Origin of the sequence: Desulfofundulus sp. TPOSR (assembly GCF_011393055.1) — a bacterium.
Taxonomy (GTDB): domain Bacteria; phylum Bacillota; class Desulfotomaculia; order Desulfotomaculales; family Desulfovirgulaceae; genus Desulfofundulus; species Desulfofundulus kuznetsovii.
The window spans coordinates 51452-66301 of record NZ_JAAOEF010000004.1 but is presented as its reverse complement, the minus strand read 5'-3'; the positions used below and the strand labels follow the sequence as shown (position 1 = coordinate 66301).

15 protein-coding genes, 1 tRNA gene, 1 riboswitch and 1 other annotated feature are annotated in these 14850 nt (G+C 56.6%); of the genes, 15 read left to right on the top strand and 1 reads right to left on the bottom strand.

Annotated features, from left to right (window positions below):
- Positions 1 to 4: 4 nt before the first annotated feature.
- Positions 5 to 199: a hypothetical protein gene (locus G7K71_RS16070; protein WP_166348660.1), complete on the top strand. Its 195-nt coding sequence runs from the start codon at positions 5 to 7 to the stop codon at positions 197 to 199.
- Here the strand turns inward: G7K71_RS16070 and fdhD are convergent.
- Positions 196 to 987 carry a formate dehydrogenase accessory sulfurtransferase FdhD gene (gene fdhD / locus G7K71_RS16065; RefSeq protein ID WP_166348657.1) on the bottom strand — a complete coding sequence of 264 codons (792 nt, stop codon included), beginning with the start codon at positions 985 to 987 and terminating at the stop codon, positions 196 to 198. The genes G7K71_RS16070 and fdhD overlap by 4 nt on opposite strands.
- A 122-nt stretch (positions 988 to 1109) precedes the next feature.
- Here fdhD and mog point away from each other — a divergent pair, with 122 nt between their 5' ends.
- The 14 genes from mog (at position 1110) to ilvD (ending at position 14832) form a co-directional block, all read left to right on the top strand.
- Entirely contained in the window at positions 1110 to 1601 is a 492-nt protein-coding gene (gene mog, locus G7K71_RS16060; protein WP_013823924.1) for a molybdopterin adenylyltransferase, read from the top strand.
- 361 nt (positions 1602 to 1962) lie between these two features.
- On the top strand, positions 1963 to 2253 hold the full coding sequence (groES, locus tag G7K71_RS16055; RefSeq protein ID WP_013823923.1) for a co-chaperone GroES: 291 nt from the start codon (positions 1963 to 1965) through the stop codon (positions 2251 to 2253).
- 54 nt (positions 2254 to 2307) lie between these two features.
- Complete coding sequence (gene groL / locus G7K71_RS16050) at positions 2308 to 3927, top strand: chaperonin GroEL (RefSeq protein ID WP_013823922.1); 1620 nt, start codon at positions 2308 to 2310, stop codon at positions 3925 to 3927.
- A gap of 104 nt (positions 3928 to 4031) precedes the next feature.
- Positions 4032 to 4311: riboswitch (cobalamin riboswitch) on the top strand.
- A 365-nt stretch (positions 4312 to 4676) separates the two neighbouring features.
- Positions 4677 to 5420 (top strand): energy-coupling factor ABC transporter permease, encoded by a 744-nt coding sequence (locus G7K71_RS16045; protein ID WP_395858284.1) that lies wholly within the window; start codon positions 4677 to 4679, stop codon positions 5418 to 5420.
- 3 nt (positions 5421 to 5423) lie between these two features.
- Positions 5424 to 5720 carry an energy-coupling factor ABC transporter substrate-binding protein gene (locus tag G7K71_RS16040; protein ID WP_013823920.1) on the top strand — a complete coding sequence of 99 codons (297 nt, stop codon included), beginning with the start codon at positions 5424 to 5426 and terminating at the stop codon, positions 5718 to 5720.
- Positions 5721 to 5747: 27 nt separating this feature from the next.
- Positions 5748 to 6530 carry a cobalt ECF transporter T component CbiQ gene (cbiQ, locus tag G7K71_RS16035; RefSeq protein ID WP_166348651.1) on the top strand — a complete coding sequence of 261 codons (783 nt, stop codon included), beginning with the start codon at positions 5748 to 5750 and terminating at the stop codon, positions 6528 to 6530.
- Positions 6527 to 7450 carry an energy-coupling factor ABC transporter ATP-binding protein gene (locus G7K71_RS16030; protein WP_166348648.1) on the top strand — a complete coding sequence of 308 codons (924 nt, stop codon included), beginning with the start codon at positions 6527 to 6529 and terminating at the stop codon, positions 7448 to 7450. Before cbiQ ends, G7K71_RS16030 begins: the two co-directional genes overlap by 4 nt.
- Positions 7451 to 7558: 108 nt before the next feature.
- Entirely contained in the window at positions 7559 to 8506 is a 948-nt protein-coding gene (locus G7K71_RS16025) for an L-lactate dehydrogenase (protein WP_166348645.1), read from the top strand.
- 93 nt (positions 8507 to 8599) lie between these two features.
- Positions 8600 to 8677 (top strand) — tRNA-Arg (locus G7K71_RS16020).
- A gap of 386 nt (positions 8678 to 9063) precedes the next feature.
- A complete protein-coding gene (locus tag G7K71_RS16015; RefSeq protein WP_166348642.1) occupies positions 9064 to 9486 on the top strand; it encodes a hypothetical protein in 423 nt (140 codons plus the stop codon).
- 41 nt (positions 9487 to 9527) lie between these two features.
- Entirely contained in the window at positions 9528 to 9863 is a 336-nt protein-coding gene (locus G7K71_RS16010; RefSeq protein WP_207713009.1) for an LA_3696 family protein, read from the top strand.
- 285 nt (positions 9864 to 10148) lie between these two features.
- Entirely contained in the window at positions 10149 to 11525 is a 1377-nt protein-coding gene (gene argH, locus G7K71_RS16005) for an argininosuccinate lyase (RefSeq protein WP_166348639.1), read from the top strand.
- A 76-nt stretch (positions 11526 to 11601) separates the two neighbouring features.
- Positions 11602 to 11865, top strand: a binding site (T-box leader).
- 337 nt (positions 11866 to 12202) lie between these two features.
- The gene (gene ilvE / locus G7K71_RS16000; protein ID WP_166348636.1) at positions 12203 to 13111 is read left to right on the top strand and encodes a branched-chain-amino-acid transaminase; all 909 of its coding nucleotides are present in this window, start codon (positions 12203 to 12205) and stop codon (positions 13109 to 13111) included.
- 62 nt (positions 13112 to 13173) lie between these two features.
- A complete protein-coding gene (ilvD, locus tag G7K71_RS15995) occupies positions 13174 to 14832 on the top strand; it encodes a dihydroxy-acid dehydratase (RefSeq protein WP_166348633.1) in 1659 nt (552 codons plus the stop codon).
- Positions 14833 to 14850: the final 18 nt, after the last annotated feature.

The window sequence follows — 14850 nt, the reverse complement described above, 5'->3', positions numbered from 1 at the left end:
AAGCTTGAAAGAAAAACAAAACATTTCCGTGGAGCCCCGGGTTTTAGAAGCCGTGAAGCAGGCTGCGGTTGATGGCCGGCTGACCTGTACGGCGGCCCGCCGGCTGGCCGGGGAACTTGACGTGCCGGTCCGGGTGGTGGGCGCGGCGTGCGACGCCCTGGGCATCAAGATAAAAGCCTGCGAGCTGGGTTGTTTTTAGGGAAAAATAATACGTTCCGGATGGGTATAAACATTCATTCTCTCCCCCCGGGCAAATCCCACTATGGTAATACCAGTCTCTTTCGCCATTTCCAGGGCCAGGTCGGTGGGCGCGCCCCGGGCAATAAGGATGGGGGTGCCCATGCGGGCCACCTTGATCAGGATTTCCGCAGAAACTCGGCCGCTGAAGACCAGAAGTTTATCCTTTAATTCCATCTCGTCCAGAAAAGCGCGGCCAAAGATTTTATCCACAGCGTTGTGGCGGCCGATGTCCTCGTAAAACAGCAGGCGCTGGCTTCCGGCATACAGGGCTGCGCTGTGGGTGCCGCCGGTGGCTTGAAACAGGGCGGCCGTTTCTTCCAGCTCCCGGCTGAACTCAAGGATTGCGCCGGCCCTTACGGTCAGGGGTGAAGTTACCGGTGATATGCCCCGGGCATCATTGACAAAATAAAAAGAAGAGCGACCCCGGCCGCAGCAGGTGGTGATGTAACGCTTTAAAAAATGCTGGCGGGTGGGAACCGGCCCGGAAGTTTCCACCCAGATCAGTCCTTCTTCGGGCCGGATAAAGACGTCTTTTAAGTCCGTGCGCTTTTGGAGGATGCCTTCGGAGCAGAGGAAACCCACCGCCAGTTCTTCCAGGTTGCCGGGGGAACAGACCAGGGTAACCAGTTCCTCGTCGTTTAAAAATAAAGTAACCGGAACTTCCCTTGCCACTTCATCTTCAACGGTCACCATACGGTCGCCGGTTACTTTTTTCACCATGACGGTGGTGGTTTCAGGTACGGCCATGGGTTTAACCTCCTTTACTCATTAAACCCATTTTATCTTTCCTGGTTTTTTGCTTCAACTGTAAAGGCAGTGTTGCAAGCGTTTTTGTGTCCCGACCTTACATACGGATGGAGGTGTTGGCCATGTGGCGGGTAGGTATTCTCACGGCCAGTGACAAAGGGTCCCGGGGTGAACGGGAGGATAAGAGCGCGCAGGTAATCCGGGATATGGTGGCCGGCATCGGGGGAGAAGTGGTGTCTTACCGTATTGTGCCCGATGACCTGGATGTCTTGAAGGAAGCACTTATTAAAATGGTCGATCAGGAGAAGCTGGACTTGATTTTAACTACCGGGGGTACAGGCTTTGCCCCGCGGGACAACACCCCCGAGGCAACCCGGGCGGTTATCCAGCGGGAGGTGCCGGGTATTCCCGAGGTGATGCGCTACGAAAGCCTCAAGAAGACTCCCCGGGCCATGCTGAGCCGGGCCGTAGCCGGCATCCGTCACCAAACGCTCATCATCAACCTGCCGGGCAGTGCCAGGGCGGTCAGGGAGTGCCTGGAAGTGATTTTGCCGGCACTTGCCCATGGTCTGGAAATACTTACCGGTCGGGGTGGCGAGTGCGGGGCGGATTAAGGGGAGTTCTGCCCGCGGTAAAAGCTTACGGCCGGATCATTGAGCTTTTCCGTGTAAAACGTGACTGACGGGTAACTTTTATTTTGCATGTATAAACCATTTTTTTATGGGGAAAATGTTACTAGAAAGGCTAAGAAATGTTTGGACAGGAAGTCATGATAATAGCTTAATGGAGGGAGAAAATGCGAGATAAAATCAGGTAATTTCCTTTGAGCGGTTAAGAAGGGGGATTAGGTCCTTTGAGAAAAGTTGCTTTTTGCCACTCCCCCTTTATATTATAGTACTTGGGTATTAGCACTCGGTTTAAATGAGTGCTAACAATAGAGGAAACCAATCTCTTATCTTAAAGGAGGGGTTTTAGGTGAAGATTAGGCCATTAGGTGAACGGGTGGTTGTCAAGCCGCTGCCCAGCGAGGAGAAGACCAAGGGGGGCATTGTGCTGCCTGAAACCGCCAAGGAGAAGCCCCAGGAGGGGGAAGTGGTGGCGGTAGGTCCTGGCCGCCTGCTGGAAAATGGTACCCGTGTACCTATTGATCTCAAGGTGGGGGACAGGGTTTTGTTCTCCAAATATGCCGGCAACGAGGTCAAGATAGATGATGAAGAGTATCTGATCATGCGTGAAGCTGACATCCTTGGGGTTATTGAAAAGTAAAAGTAACCGGTGCTCTGGAACGCGTGATCAAAATATCTAAGGAGGTCGAGGAAATTGGCTGGTAAAGAGATTATTTTCCGGGAAGACGCGCGCCGTGCCCTGGAAAGGGGCGTCAATGCCCTGGCTGAAGCGGTACGGGTTACACTGGGACCAAAGGGCCGCAACGTGGTGCTGGAGAAGAAGTTTGGTTCTCCCATGATCACCAACGACGGTGTGACCATTGCCCGGGAAATTGAATTGACCGATCCCTTTGAAAATATGGGTGCCCAGCTGGTTAAAGAAGTAGCCACCAAGACCAACGATGTGGCCGGCGATGGTACCACCACTGCTACTGTACTGGCTCAGGCCATTGTCCGGGAAGGTTTGAAGAACGTGGCTGCCGGCGCCAACCCGATGATTATCAAGCGGGGCATTGAAAAGGCGGTAGATAAAGCCGTAGAGGCCATCAAGGCAGCCGCCAAACCGGTGGAAAGCAAGGCTGCCATTGCTCAGGTAGCTTCCATTTCGGCCAACGACCCGTCCATCGGCGAATTGATCTCTGAAGCCATGGAAAAGGTGGGCAAGGACGGTGTAATTACCGTCGAGGAATCCAAGGGTATCGGCACCACCCTGGAAGTGGTGGAAGGGATGAATTTCGACCGGGGTTACATATCCCCGTACATGATCACCGATACCGAGAAGATGGAGGCCACCCTCAACGATCCCTACATCCTCATTACCGACCGGAAGATCAGCGCCGTGGCCGACCTGCTGCCCATTCTGGAAAGGATCGTGCAGGCGGGCAAACCGCTGTTGATCATTGCCGAGGATGTGGAAGGTGAGGCTCTGGCTACCCTGGTGCTGAACAAGCTGCGCGGCACTCTGTCCTGCGTGGCCGTCAAGGCTCCTGGCTTTGGTGACCGGCGCAAGGCTATGCTGGAGGATATCGCCATTCTTACCGGCGGTACCGTAATCAGCGAAGAGCTGGGCCTCAAGCTGGACAAGGCCACCATCGACATGCTCGGTCGGGCCTCCAAGGTACGGGTGAAGAAGGAAGAAACCATTATTGTCGGCGGTGCCGGTTCCCAGGACAAGATTAATGCCCGGATCGCCTCCATCAAGAAGCAAATCGAAGAAACTACCTCCGACTTTGACCGGGAGAAGCTGCAGGAGCGTCTGGCCAAGCTGGCCGGCGGCGTAGCGGTCATCCAGGTTGGCGCAGCCACTGAAACTGAAATGAAGGAGAAGAAGCTGCGCATTGAGGACGCCCTGAACGCCACCCGGGCTGCCGTGGAGGAAGGTATTGTTTCCGGTGGCGGTGTGGCCTATGTGGCAGCCATCAAGGCTTTGGACAATATTGAAACCGCCAGCCTGGATGAAAAAACCGGTGTGGACATTGTGCGCCGGGCTTTGGAAGAACCGCTGCGGCAAATTGCCAACAATGCCGGTGCGGAAGGTTCCGTGGTGGTGGAGAAGGTCAAGGCCCTGCCCGATGGTATGGGCTTCAACGCCCTGACCGGCGAGTATGTGAACATGATTGAAGCCGGTATTGTGGACCCGGCCAAGGTTACCCGGTCCGCCCTGCAGAATGCCGCTTCCATTGCCGCTATGATTCTGACCACTGAAACCCTGGTGGCGGAAAAGCCGGAAAAGGAAAAGGATACCGGCATGGGCGGCGGCATGCCTCCAATGTAAGGTAAAACGAACATTGAAAAGCCCCCGCGTTATTTGCGCGGGGACTTTTTATTTTCCGGGCAATCCTTCTGGACAGCGTATACCTGTTGTGCTATAATTTAGGCAATTGAATAAAGTGGACGGGTGCTCCCTGCCGGAAAGGGCAGGGATAGAGGGAAGTCAGTGAAAATCTGACGCGGTGCCGCCACTGTGAATGGGGAGTCCGCCACACAAAGCCACTGGTCCAGCACTCAGTTAATTTGATTCTGCTGTGATTGAGGTTAGCTGATGATAAAGATAAAGTGAGGGAGAACGGAAATAAGCAGGGCTGAGTGCGGGGCTGGGAAGGCGTGGTGGGGCAGTGATCCATGAGCCAGGAAACCTGCCCGTTCCAATTCACCGCTCGTACCTACGGTCCATGGGGAGGTGAAGCCGCTTGTAAGCCGTCTTTCCCCTGTGCCCGTTGCGGACAGGGGTTGTTTACTTTCAGCCGACAATTTTTAAGAATAGGTGCTTTATCCCGAGGGATAGAGCTTAAAAACGACCTGTGTGGTCCAATGCCGGGGGAGCTCTTTCAAAGGAAGGGGAAAACTTGAAAGGGTGATGATCTGACGGCAGAAAGGACGTGCCTATTCAACTTCTTGTTACCCGACACCGGGAAAGGCGGTGGGGCTAGTCCTTTTGTTCCCGGACTACAGGCGTTTATCCCCCCGTGGAGGTCGGGGGGATTTGTTTTTGAAGAGTATTTTTTCCCAAAGGGGGTCATGTGTGTGCATTTAAGAATCCTTGCCCTGCTTTTATTGTTCACCTACTTTATGATTTTCCCGCAGCAAAATGCCTGGGCCATGCATATAATGGAAGGTTTCCTGCCTGTGGGATGGTGTGTTTTCTGGTATGTCTTGAGCTTGCCCTTTCTTATTGTTGGCATCCTTTCCATTCAAAAGGTGGTCAAGGCCAGCCCGGGAACAAAGATGCTGCTGGGTCTGGCCGGTGCCTTTGCGTTTGTGCTTTCGGCCTTAAAACTACCTTCCGTTAGCGGCAGCTGTTCCCATCCCACCGGTGTAGGCCTGGGGGCCATGCTTTTCGGACCTGCGGTGATGAGTGTACTGGGCTGTATTGTCCTGCTTTTTCAAGCGTTGCTGCTGGCCCACGGTGGTTTAACCACCCTGGGGGCCAATACCTTCTCCATGGCTGTGGTGGGGCCCCTGGTGGCCTACGGACTCTTCCGGGCCGGGCAGCGGCTTGGCCTGCCCCGGTGGTTGACGGTTTTCCTGGCCGCTTCCCTGGCTGATCTGGCTACCTATGTCACCACGGCCATACAGCTGGCGGTAGCCTTTCCCGCCCCGGTGGGGGGAGTGGTCCAGTCTCTGGTTGAATTTCTTGTTGTCTTTGCCTTTACCCAGGTGCCCCTGGCCATTAGTGAAGGGCTCTTAACCGTGGTAATTTTCAACTTCCTGGTAGCTCATAACTGGCAGCAGCTGGAAGAATTACGGGTCGTATCCCGGGAGGTGTAAAACATGAGTCTTACCACCAAAAACATGGTGTTAATTTTGATTGTTCTGGCACTGGCGGTTTTCCCGCTGGCAGTCAATAAACATGCGGATTTTGGCGGAGCCGACGGGAAGGCGGAGGAATTAATCGGAGAACTCAATCCCGGTTACCAGCCATGGTTTGAATCCCTCTGGGAACCTCCCAGCGGGGAAATTGAAAGCCTGCTCTTTGCCCTGCAGGCAGCTCTGGGTGCGGGGTTCATTGGCTATTACATAGGTTACTGGCGGGGGCGTAAAAAATCCCTGGCGGAGCGGCAAGAGTAAACGTACTCATATGAGGGAGCGGTACGGGTGTTCCAAGTAGATCAATATGCCTACAGCAATAACCTGCGCCGTGTACATCCGGGGGAAAAAGTTGCCTATGCCCTGATCACCATGATCATCTGCATGGCCGCCCCCGGCATCCTGGTGCCCCTTCTGGTTATGCTGCTCATGGCGGCCACGGTAATCCTGCGTGCCGGCATTCCCGCCCGTATTTACGTTAAACTCCTGTGTGTCCCCCTTGGTTTTTTGTTGGCCGGTGCACTGACCGTGGCCCTGACCGTATCCCGGGTACCCGATCCGGCGGTGCACGGGCTGACATTTTACGGGTTTACCGTGGGAGTGACCGTACCCGGCCTCCAGCGGGCCGGCTTCCTGCTGGTTAAATCCCTGGGGGCCGTTTCCTGCCTTTATTTTTTGTCCCTGACCACACCGGTGGTGGAGATTATTTCCGTACTGCGCCGGTTGAGGGTCCCGGCAGTGTTTATTGAATTGATGGGCCTCATTTACCGGTTTATTTTCGTGATCATGGATACGGCGGAAAAAATGTATGTTTCCCAGTCATCCCGCTGGGGGTACGCCAGTTTAAAAACGGCGTACAACTCCCTCGGGCAGCTGGTGTCCAATCTGTTTATAAAGTCATATTACCGGTCCCAGGCCCTGTTTACCACCCTGATGGCCAGGGGTTATACGGGGGAAATCCGGGTTCTGGAGAGGCCTTTCCCCCTGTCGAAGAAAAACCTGGCTTTGATCGCCCTGGTGGACGTGCTTTTAGTGGTGCTCGCCCTGGTGACCTGGAGGTGGCCCTTGTGAAAGAGTTCATTCTCGAGGCCCGTGATGTTCATTTTAACTACCCGGATGGAACTCCCGCCTTACGGGGAGCAACCATGGCCATTGCCAGGGGATCTAAAGTGGCGGTGCTGGGTTCCAACGGGGCGGGTAAAACCACCATTTTTCTTCATTTTAACGGTATTTTGCGTCCCGGGCGGGGCCAGGTGCTTTTTGCCGGCCAGCTGGTGCGTTACGACCACCGCTCGCTGATGCAGCTGCGCAAAAACGTGGGAATTGTTTTCCAGGATCCCGATACGCAGCTTTTTTCTGCCAGTGTCATTCAGGAAATTGCCTTTGGCCCGTTAAACCTGGGCCTGTCCAGAGAAGAAGTGTTCCGCCGGGTGGAAGCGGCCATGGCGGCTACGGAGATCACTGACTTAAAGGATAAGCCCACCCACCTGTTGAGCTACGGTCAGAAAAAACGGGTTTGCCTTGCCGGCGTCCTGGCTATGGAGCCACAGGTGTTGATCTGTGACGAACCTACAGCCGGCCTGGACCCGCTGCACGCCGGTCAGGTAATGGAACTTTTTGAACGCATCAACCGGCAGGGTACCACGGTAATCCTCGCCACCCACGATGTGGACCTGGCCTATTCCTGGGCCGATTATGTGTTTGTGATGAGCCGCGGCGCCGTGGTGGGGGAAGGTTTGCCCGAAGAGGTTTTTCGCGATGAGCGGCTTTTGAAACAGAGTGATTTAACCCGCCCCTGGCTGGTGGAGATCCATGAGCAGCTGAGCCGCAGGGGATGGCTGCCTGACGGTTTACCCTTGCCCCGCACGAAGGAACAGCTTTTTGACTATATGCAAAGGGTTTCCGGTTCAGGGAAGCCTGCTTTAGTACATCTTTTCCCCCGGGAAAAAATGCGCCCGGAATGTGCATCATGCAGTGTGGGGAGAAAATAATATAGGCCCTGGCGATACCGGCTATGAGTGGATGAAGTAAATGCTCCCCAAAAAATTGGGGATAATTTTTTTCTGGAAGGGGGGAGAATAAGGGGGGAGGGGAAACGGATGCCCGTAAATGACAAGCGCAAAATAGCAGTGGTGGGTGTTGGTGCGGTCGGGTCCGCCACCGCCTACGCGGTCATGATGAGCGGCCTGGTCAGCGAACTGGTGCTGGTGGATATCAACCGGGAGCGGGCCGAGGGAGAGGCCATGGACCTGGCCCACGGTGCTTCGTTCATCAAACCCATTCGCATTTACGCCGGCGAATATGAGGACTGCCGCGATGCCGACATCGTCATCTTTTGCGCCGGGGTCAACCAGAAGCCCGGCGAAACGCGCCTGGACCTGGTGCAGCGTAATTTTGCCATCCTGAAGGATGTTCTTGTCCGCCTCCTGCCCCTTGAGGAGCACGGGGTGTTCTTAATGGTAACCAACCCGGTGGACATTCTTACCTACGCGGCGTTGCGTTTGACCAACCTGCCTCCCAACCGGGTGATCGGTTCCGGCACGGTCCTGGACAGCTCCCGGTTCCGCTACCTGCTCAGCCAGTACTGCCAGGTGGAACCCCGGAACATTCACGCCTATGTGGTAGGCGAACATGGAGACACGGAAGTACCCCTGTGGAGCCTGGCCAACATTGCCGGCATGCCGGTGCAGGAATTCTGCTGCTGGCGTGGTGTTCCCTGCCTTGATCCCGGGGAAATCACCCGGCGGGTAAGGGAGGCCGCCTACGAGGTTATCGCCCGCAAGGGAGCCACTTATTATGCCATTGGCCTGGCGGTGAAACGAATTTGCGAAAGCATTTTAAGGGATGAAAACTCCATCCTTACAGTATCCGGCCTGGTGGATGGCGAATACGGGATCACCGGCGTTTGTCTCAGCCTCCCTTCCATTGTAAACCGGACGGGCAGGGCCCGGGTGCTGGCCGTGCCCCTGGCTCCCCAGGAAGAAGAAGCCTTACATCATTCCGCCCGGACGCTAAAATCAATTATAGGCCAGCTGGATTTGCCGTAAAGGGTGCCGTATGGCTCATATTATGTAAACAAAAGAATTTACTATTGCTTTTTTTTGTGGTTTTGATATAATAACATATGCAGCTATTTAGATGCGCCTGTAGCTCAGCGGATAGAGCGCCGGCCTCCGGAGCCGGGTCTTGCGCAGGTTCGATTCCTGCCAGGCGCACCAGGATAAAACCCGCAGGCCCAGTAAAATCAAGGGCTTGCGGGTTTTCTAATTTTCCGGGGGAGGGCCGGGGGCGGCTTCGTATGGTTCCCCTGAAACCCGCATGTTTCCTGGGGTTGCCGGAAGGAAAAACCCGGTGTGTCAGACAAAAATTCAGACAAACAGAAAACCAGTCTGCCTGCGCCCAACCGCTGAGGCCGAAGTCCATGGGCAAAAACATTTCCTTGGGCTGGTTTTGCCGCCAGAGGCGCACGTAGCGACGCACGGTTTCTCACTGCCCTGGTAGTTGTGCTCGTCTTTTAGCCGTTCAAAAATACGTTTGGCTGTATGGCGCTGTTTGGGTGGGCGCTGTTGATCTTCCTCCAGCCACTGGTGTATGATGGGGAGGAGTGGAGTCCGAGGCAAAACTGGAGGCGCTGAAAGCTCGCCATGCCGGGGCCGTTGCGCTGGCAAACCTGCTGGCCGCCTACGTGCAGGCCGGGAAGGACACCGTCGAGCTGGAAGCGGCCATAGCGGAGGCGCTGGGCGGGAAGCAGGTGCAACCGGCCCAGCAGGCCCAGCCGAACGGCCAGGCGCAGGCCGCCGGGGACGGCACGGAAACCGGCACCTTCACGGTGCTGGAAGTCCGGTCCGGCAAGTCCCCCGGCGCCGTCAGGGCCTACTGCCAGGCCATAGACGGCACCAAACACGCCGTCTACGCCAAAAACGGCGCTGGCCAGGCTTTGGCCGGTGCGGTGGACAAGACGGTGGAAATTAAATACCGGCAGGGCCACAAGGGGCTGATTGCCCTGGGCGTCCGCCTTGCCGGTTAGACCGGCCTGTGGTAGAATGGGGGCGAAGGGAAGTGAGCGGGATGGCGGAGATTCTTTATATCCCGGAAACCTTGCGAATGAAGCTGGGCGAGGATGGCGTAAAAGAATTAGTTGACCTGCTTAACCAGGCCGCAAAAAACATAAAGGGAAGCCTGGAGGAAAAGGCTTCTGACAAACTGGAACAGAGGCTGACGGAAGCAAAAGGCGGAATTGAAAAACAAATTGCCGATCTCAGGACGGAGCTCAAAACAGAGATCGCTCACACCAGGGCGGATTTGATCAAGTGGATGTTTATCTTCTGGGTAGGCCAGGTTGCTGTTATGGGCGGCTTGTTAGGGCTTTCCATTAAGCTGATTTTAACGGCAATCGGCAGGTAAGAGGGAATCCGGTAAAGAACAAAAAACCGTGAGGCCAAAGGCAGTTTCCCGAAAGGGGCTGCCTTTTCTTGTGCGCCCGGCGTGGGCGTTAACACTCGAAAAATATGCAAATCGTGCAGACAATTATCGGGTAAGAATGCCATAAGTTAACCGGCCATGGGCGGCGGGCCAAAATGAGGCATATTTCAAGGCTTGCATGGCGCTTGCGGGAATGCTAAAATCAACAAGAATCGTTGCAAACAGGCTGGTGCAGCTAACAATCTCTTGCCGTAGGGAGTGTTTTCAGTGGCCAAACTGTGGGGAGGACGCTTTCAAAAGGCTACGGATCACCTGGTGGACGACTTTCATTCTTCCATTTCCTTTGACCAGCGGTTGTACCGTTATGATATACGGGGCAGCATGGCCCATGCCCGTATGCTGGCCAAACAGGGGATTATTGCTCCGGAAGAAGCGCAGGCAATCATAAAGGGTCTGGAAGAAATCCTGGCCGATATTGAGGAAGGCCGGGTGCAGTTTTCGGTGGCCGCCGAGGACATTCACATGAATATAGAACAGTTGCTTACCGAGCGCATCGGTCCGGTGGGAAAAAAGCTTCACACCGCCCGCAGCCGCAACGACCAGGTGGCCCTGGACGTGCGCATGTATCTAAAGGATGAAATTGACGCCATTATCGCTCTCCTCAGGCAGCTGCAGAAAACTCTGCTGGATCTGGCCGAAAAGCACCTGGATACGGTTATGCCCGGCTACACCCACCTGCAGCGGGCCCAGCCCATCACCCTGGCCCACCATTTAATGGCTTATGTGCAAATGTTTGGACGGGATGTGGACAGGCTGCAGGACTGCCGGCGGCGTACGGATGTTCTGCCCCTGGGTGCAGGGGCCCTGGCCGGCACCACCTTTCCCATAGATCCGGCCTGCGTGGCCGAACAGCTTGGTTTTGCCGCCGTGGCGGAAAACAGCCTGGATGCCGTCAGTGACCGGGACTTTGCGGTGGAGTTTACGGCTGCCGCAGCCTTGATCATGGTGCACTTGAGCCGTTTTTGTGAGGAGATTATCCTCTGGTCTTCTGCAGAGTTTGCCTTTGTGGAGCTGGATGATGCCTACAGCACCGGTAGCAGCATGATGCCCCAGAAAAAGAACCCCGATGTGGCGGAGTTGACCCGGGGCAAAGCCGGCCGGGTATTTGGCGATTTAATGACCCTTTTGACCATGCTTAAAGGGTTACCCCTGGCTTACAATAAAGACATGCAGGAAGATAAAGAAGCCCTTTTTGATGCCGTGGACACGGTCAAAAAGTGCCTGCGGGTTTTCACGCCCATGGTGGCCAGCTTAAAGGTGCGCCCGGAAAATATGGCCGGGGCGGCAAGGGGGGGCTTCACCAACGCCACCGACCTGGCGGACTACCTGGTGAAAAAAGGCGTACCCTTCCGGGAAGCCCATGAACAGGTGGGCAAACTGGTTTACTACTGCCTGTCCCGGGGTAAATCCCTGGAGGAACTGTCCCTGGAGGAGTTCAGGCATTTCGCCCCCCGGGTTGAAGAAGATGTTTACCGGGCCATTGATATCAGGCAGTGCGTGGCCGCCCGGCGGGTGCTGGGGGGGCCGGCGCCGGAGTCTGTCCGGGAGGCCATTTCCCGGGCAAGGGAGAGGTTGGGCCGGTAAAAACTAAACAAATTCTTAACTAAAAATTGCTTGACACCCGTACCCTGAAACTGTATACTGGATAACAAGTTCACGGATAAAGACTATGAAGGGGAGCGAGTAACCTGTCTTCCAGGCTGCAGAGAGCCGGGGTAGCTGCGAACCGGCGCCGGAGCAGGTGAAAGGATCGCCCCGGAGTCGCCAGCTGAAAGGCGTCTCTTGCAGTAACGCCGATTAAGCCGGGCCGGGTTGGTCACCCGTTACCAAAGCCGTGTCCTGGTAGGGACACATAAGGGGTCCTTGCCGCGAGGCAAGGGCAAGCAGGGTGGTACCGCGCGAGGATTTACCTCTCGTCCCTGGCAGTTTTCTTTGGGCTGCCGGGGCGGGAGGTTTTTAATTTTTATCCCACAAAACAAGTACATAGGGTTTGTACGGAGGGAAGTGTACCTAGGGTTCCGCCCCGCTTTGGCGGGGGACTGGACCAAGCGGTACAGGCCGCCGGTGAAAATTTCACGGCGGTTACACCGTGGGGATAAAAGACCCGAGCGGATAGGTTCCACTCTGTGGGAAATATCGTATCGGGTCTTATTTTTTACTGGTTTGAAGCGGGGGTGAACATTGGTGTTACTTGTAGTTATCCCCCGGATGGGGGAGACAGGAGAAAGGGAATTTGCAAGAAAGAAGAGAGGTGTGTTTTGATGGGACTGATTATTTATCTTGACGGCAAGTTTGTACCGGAAGAGCAGGCAGTGGTATCCGTTTTTGATCACGGCCTTCTATATGGGGACGGCGTTTTTGAAGGCATCCGGGCCTACCATAACCGGGTTTTCAAGCTCAGGGAGCATATTATACGCCTGTACGAGTCGGCGCGCACCATAGGCCTTGATATTCCCATCACCATGCCCGAAATGGAAGAAGTGGTGCTGGAAACCTGCCGGCGCAACGGCCTGCGGGACGGCTACATTCGCCTGGTGGTCACCCGGGGCCGGGGGGACCTGGGCCTGGATCCCCGCAAGTGCCCCAGTCCGACCATCTTCTGCATAGCCGCTTCCATCCAGCTCTATCCCGAAGAACTGTATGAAAAGGGGTTGGAGCTGGTTACCGTGGCCACCCGCCGCAACCTGCCCGAGGCGTGCAACCCCCGGGTCAAATCTTTGAACTACCTCAACAACATCTATGCCAAGATGGAGGCCAACCTGGTGGGCGCCCCCGAGGCGGTGATGCTCAACCAGGAGGGCTATGTGGCCGAGGCTACCGGGGACAACATTTTCATCGTCAAAAACGGCGTGCTCATTACCCCGCCGCCCTATGCGGGCATTCTGGAGGGGATTACCCGCAACACGGTGATGGAGATTGCCCGTCAAAAGGGCATCCCGGTGGAGGAGAAACTCTTTACCCGGCATGACATTTACACCGCCGACGAGTGCTTCCTTACCGGCACGGCGGCGGAGGTCATCCCGGCGGTTAAGCTGGACGGCCGGGTCATTGGCGACGGCCGTCCCGGGAAAATGACCTGGGAGTTGATCCGGGCCTACCGGGAGCTGACCAGGGTTGACGGGCCGGTAATCTTCCGGGAAGATGAGCGTAGCATGAACTGCGCCGGCTAGTGTCCGGTCAGTTCCGACTTCCGACTTCCGACGACTGACGACTGAATAAGGAGGGCTTGGCCGTGCGCAGCGACGCCATAAAAAAGGGTCTGGAGAAGGCCCCGCACCGTTCCCTTTTAAAGGCCCTGGGTTTCGTGGACCAGGAACTGGAGCGGCCCATGATCGGGGTGGTGAATTCCTTCAATGAAATCGTGCCGGGGCACATGCATTTAAACGAGATCACCGCCGCGGTCAAGGCCGGTGTGCGAATGGCCGGCGGCACGCCGGTGGAGTTTCCCTGCATTGCGGTTTGTGACGGCATTGCCATGAACCACAGCGGCATGAAGTATTCCCTGGCCAGCCGCGAGCTGATTGCCGATTCCATAGAGGTTATGGTCCAGGCCCACCAGTTTGACGGCCTGGTCCTGGTAACCGCCTGCGACAAGATCGTGCCGGGCATGCTCATGGCCGCCGCCCGGCTGGACATTCCAGCCATAGTGATCAGCGGCGGCCCCATGCTGGCCGGCCGCTACCAGGGCCGGGATTTATCCTTGAGCAACATGTTCGAGGCCGTGGGGGCCGTGCGGGCGGGCCGGATGACGGAAGAGGAACTGGCCGCCCTGGAGGAGGAGGCCTGCCCGGGCTGCGGTTCCTGCGCCGGCATGTTTACCGCCAACTCCATGAACTGCCTTACCGAGGCCATCGGTATGGCCCTGCCCGGCAACGGCACCATCCCCGCCGTTTCGGCGGCCCGGCGCCGGCTGGCCAAGTTGACGGGCATGCGCGCCGTGGAACTGGTGAAAGATGATGTGCGGCCATCAAGCATCCTGACCGCCAGGGCCTTTGAGAACGCCCTGGCTGTGGATATGGCCCTGGGCTGCTCCACCAACACGGTGCTGCACCTCCCGGCCATTGCCCGGGAGGCCGGGGTGGAAATCAGCCTGGACAAGATCAATGAAATCAGTGCCCGCACGCCAAATTTGTGCAAGCTCAGCCCCATGGGGCCCTACTTCATGCAGGACCTCCATGAGGCGGGTGGTATTCCGGCAGTTATGGCCCAGCTGGCGAAAAAGAACCTGCTCCACTTAGATTTGCCTACGGTTTCCGGGCAAACCGTTGGCGAACTGATCCGGGACCGTCAGGTAAGCCGGCCGGAGGTGATCCGGGACATTGAGAATCCCCACAGCCCCACCGGCGGCATAGCCATCCTGCGGGGCAACCTGGCCCCCGGCGGGGCGGTGGTGAAAAAGGCCGGTGTGGCCCCGGAAATGATGGTGCACCGCGGGCCGGCCCGCGTATTTGATTCCGAGGAGGAGGCGTTGGCGGCCATCCTGGGCGGCACGATAAACAGGGGCGATGTGATTGTCATTCGTTATGAAGGTCCCCGGGGCGGTCCCGGTATGCGGGAAATGCTGGCTCCCACGGCGGCGGTGGCGGGCATGGGGCTCGACAGGGATGTGGCCCTTTTGACCGACGGGCGTTTTTCCGGCGCCACCCGGGGTGCCTCCATCGGCCATATTTCCCCCGAGGCGGCTGCAGGCGGCCCCCTGGCCGTGGTCAGGGACGGGGACATGATTGTCATTGACATTCCCAATTATCGCCTGGATGTGGAACTCAGTCCGGAAGAAATACAGGACCGGCTGGCCCGGTGGACTCCTCCTGCCCCCCGGGTGAGCAGGGGTTACCTGGCCCGCTATGCCCGGCAGGTGAGTTCGGCCGGCACGGGAGCAGTTTTCGAATAGGATGGTGGAGGTGAGGGG

Bases quoted from the DNA above. Each gene is read 5' to 3' on its own strand.
- mog (WP_013823924.1), top strand. From the start codon at position 1,110: ATGTGGCGGGTAGGTATTCTCACGGCCAGTGACAAAGGGTCCCGGGGT.
- G7K71_RS16010 (WP_207713009.1), top strand. From the start codon at position 9,528: ATGGCGGAGATTCTTTATATCCCGGAAACCTTGCGAATGAAGCTGGGC.
- G7K71_RS16040 (WP_013823920.1), top strand. From the start codon at position 5,424: ATGAGTCTTACCACCAAAAACATGGTGTTAATTTTGATTGTTCTGGCA.
- ilvE (WP_166348636.1), top strand. From the start codon at position 12,203: ATGGGACTGATTATTTATCTTGACGGCAAGTTTGTACCGGAAGAGCAG.
- G7K71_RS16025 (WP_166348645.1), top strand. From the start codon at position 7,559: ATGCCCGTAAATGACAAGCGCAAAATAGCAGTGGTGGGTGTTGGTGCG.
- fdhD (WP_166348657.1), bottom strand. From the start codon at position 987: ATGGCCGTACCTGAAACCACCACCGTCATGGTGAAAAAAGTAACCGGC.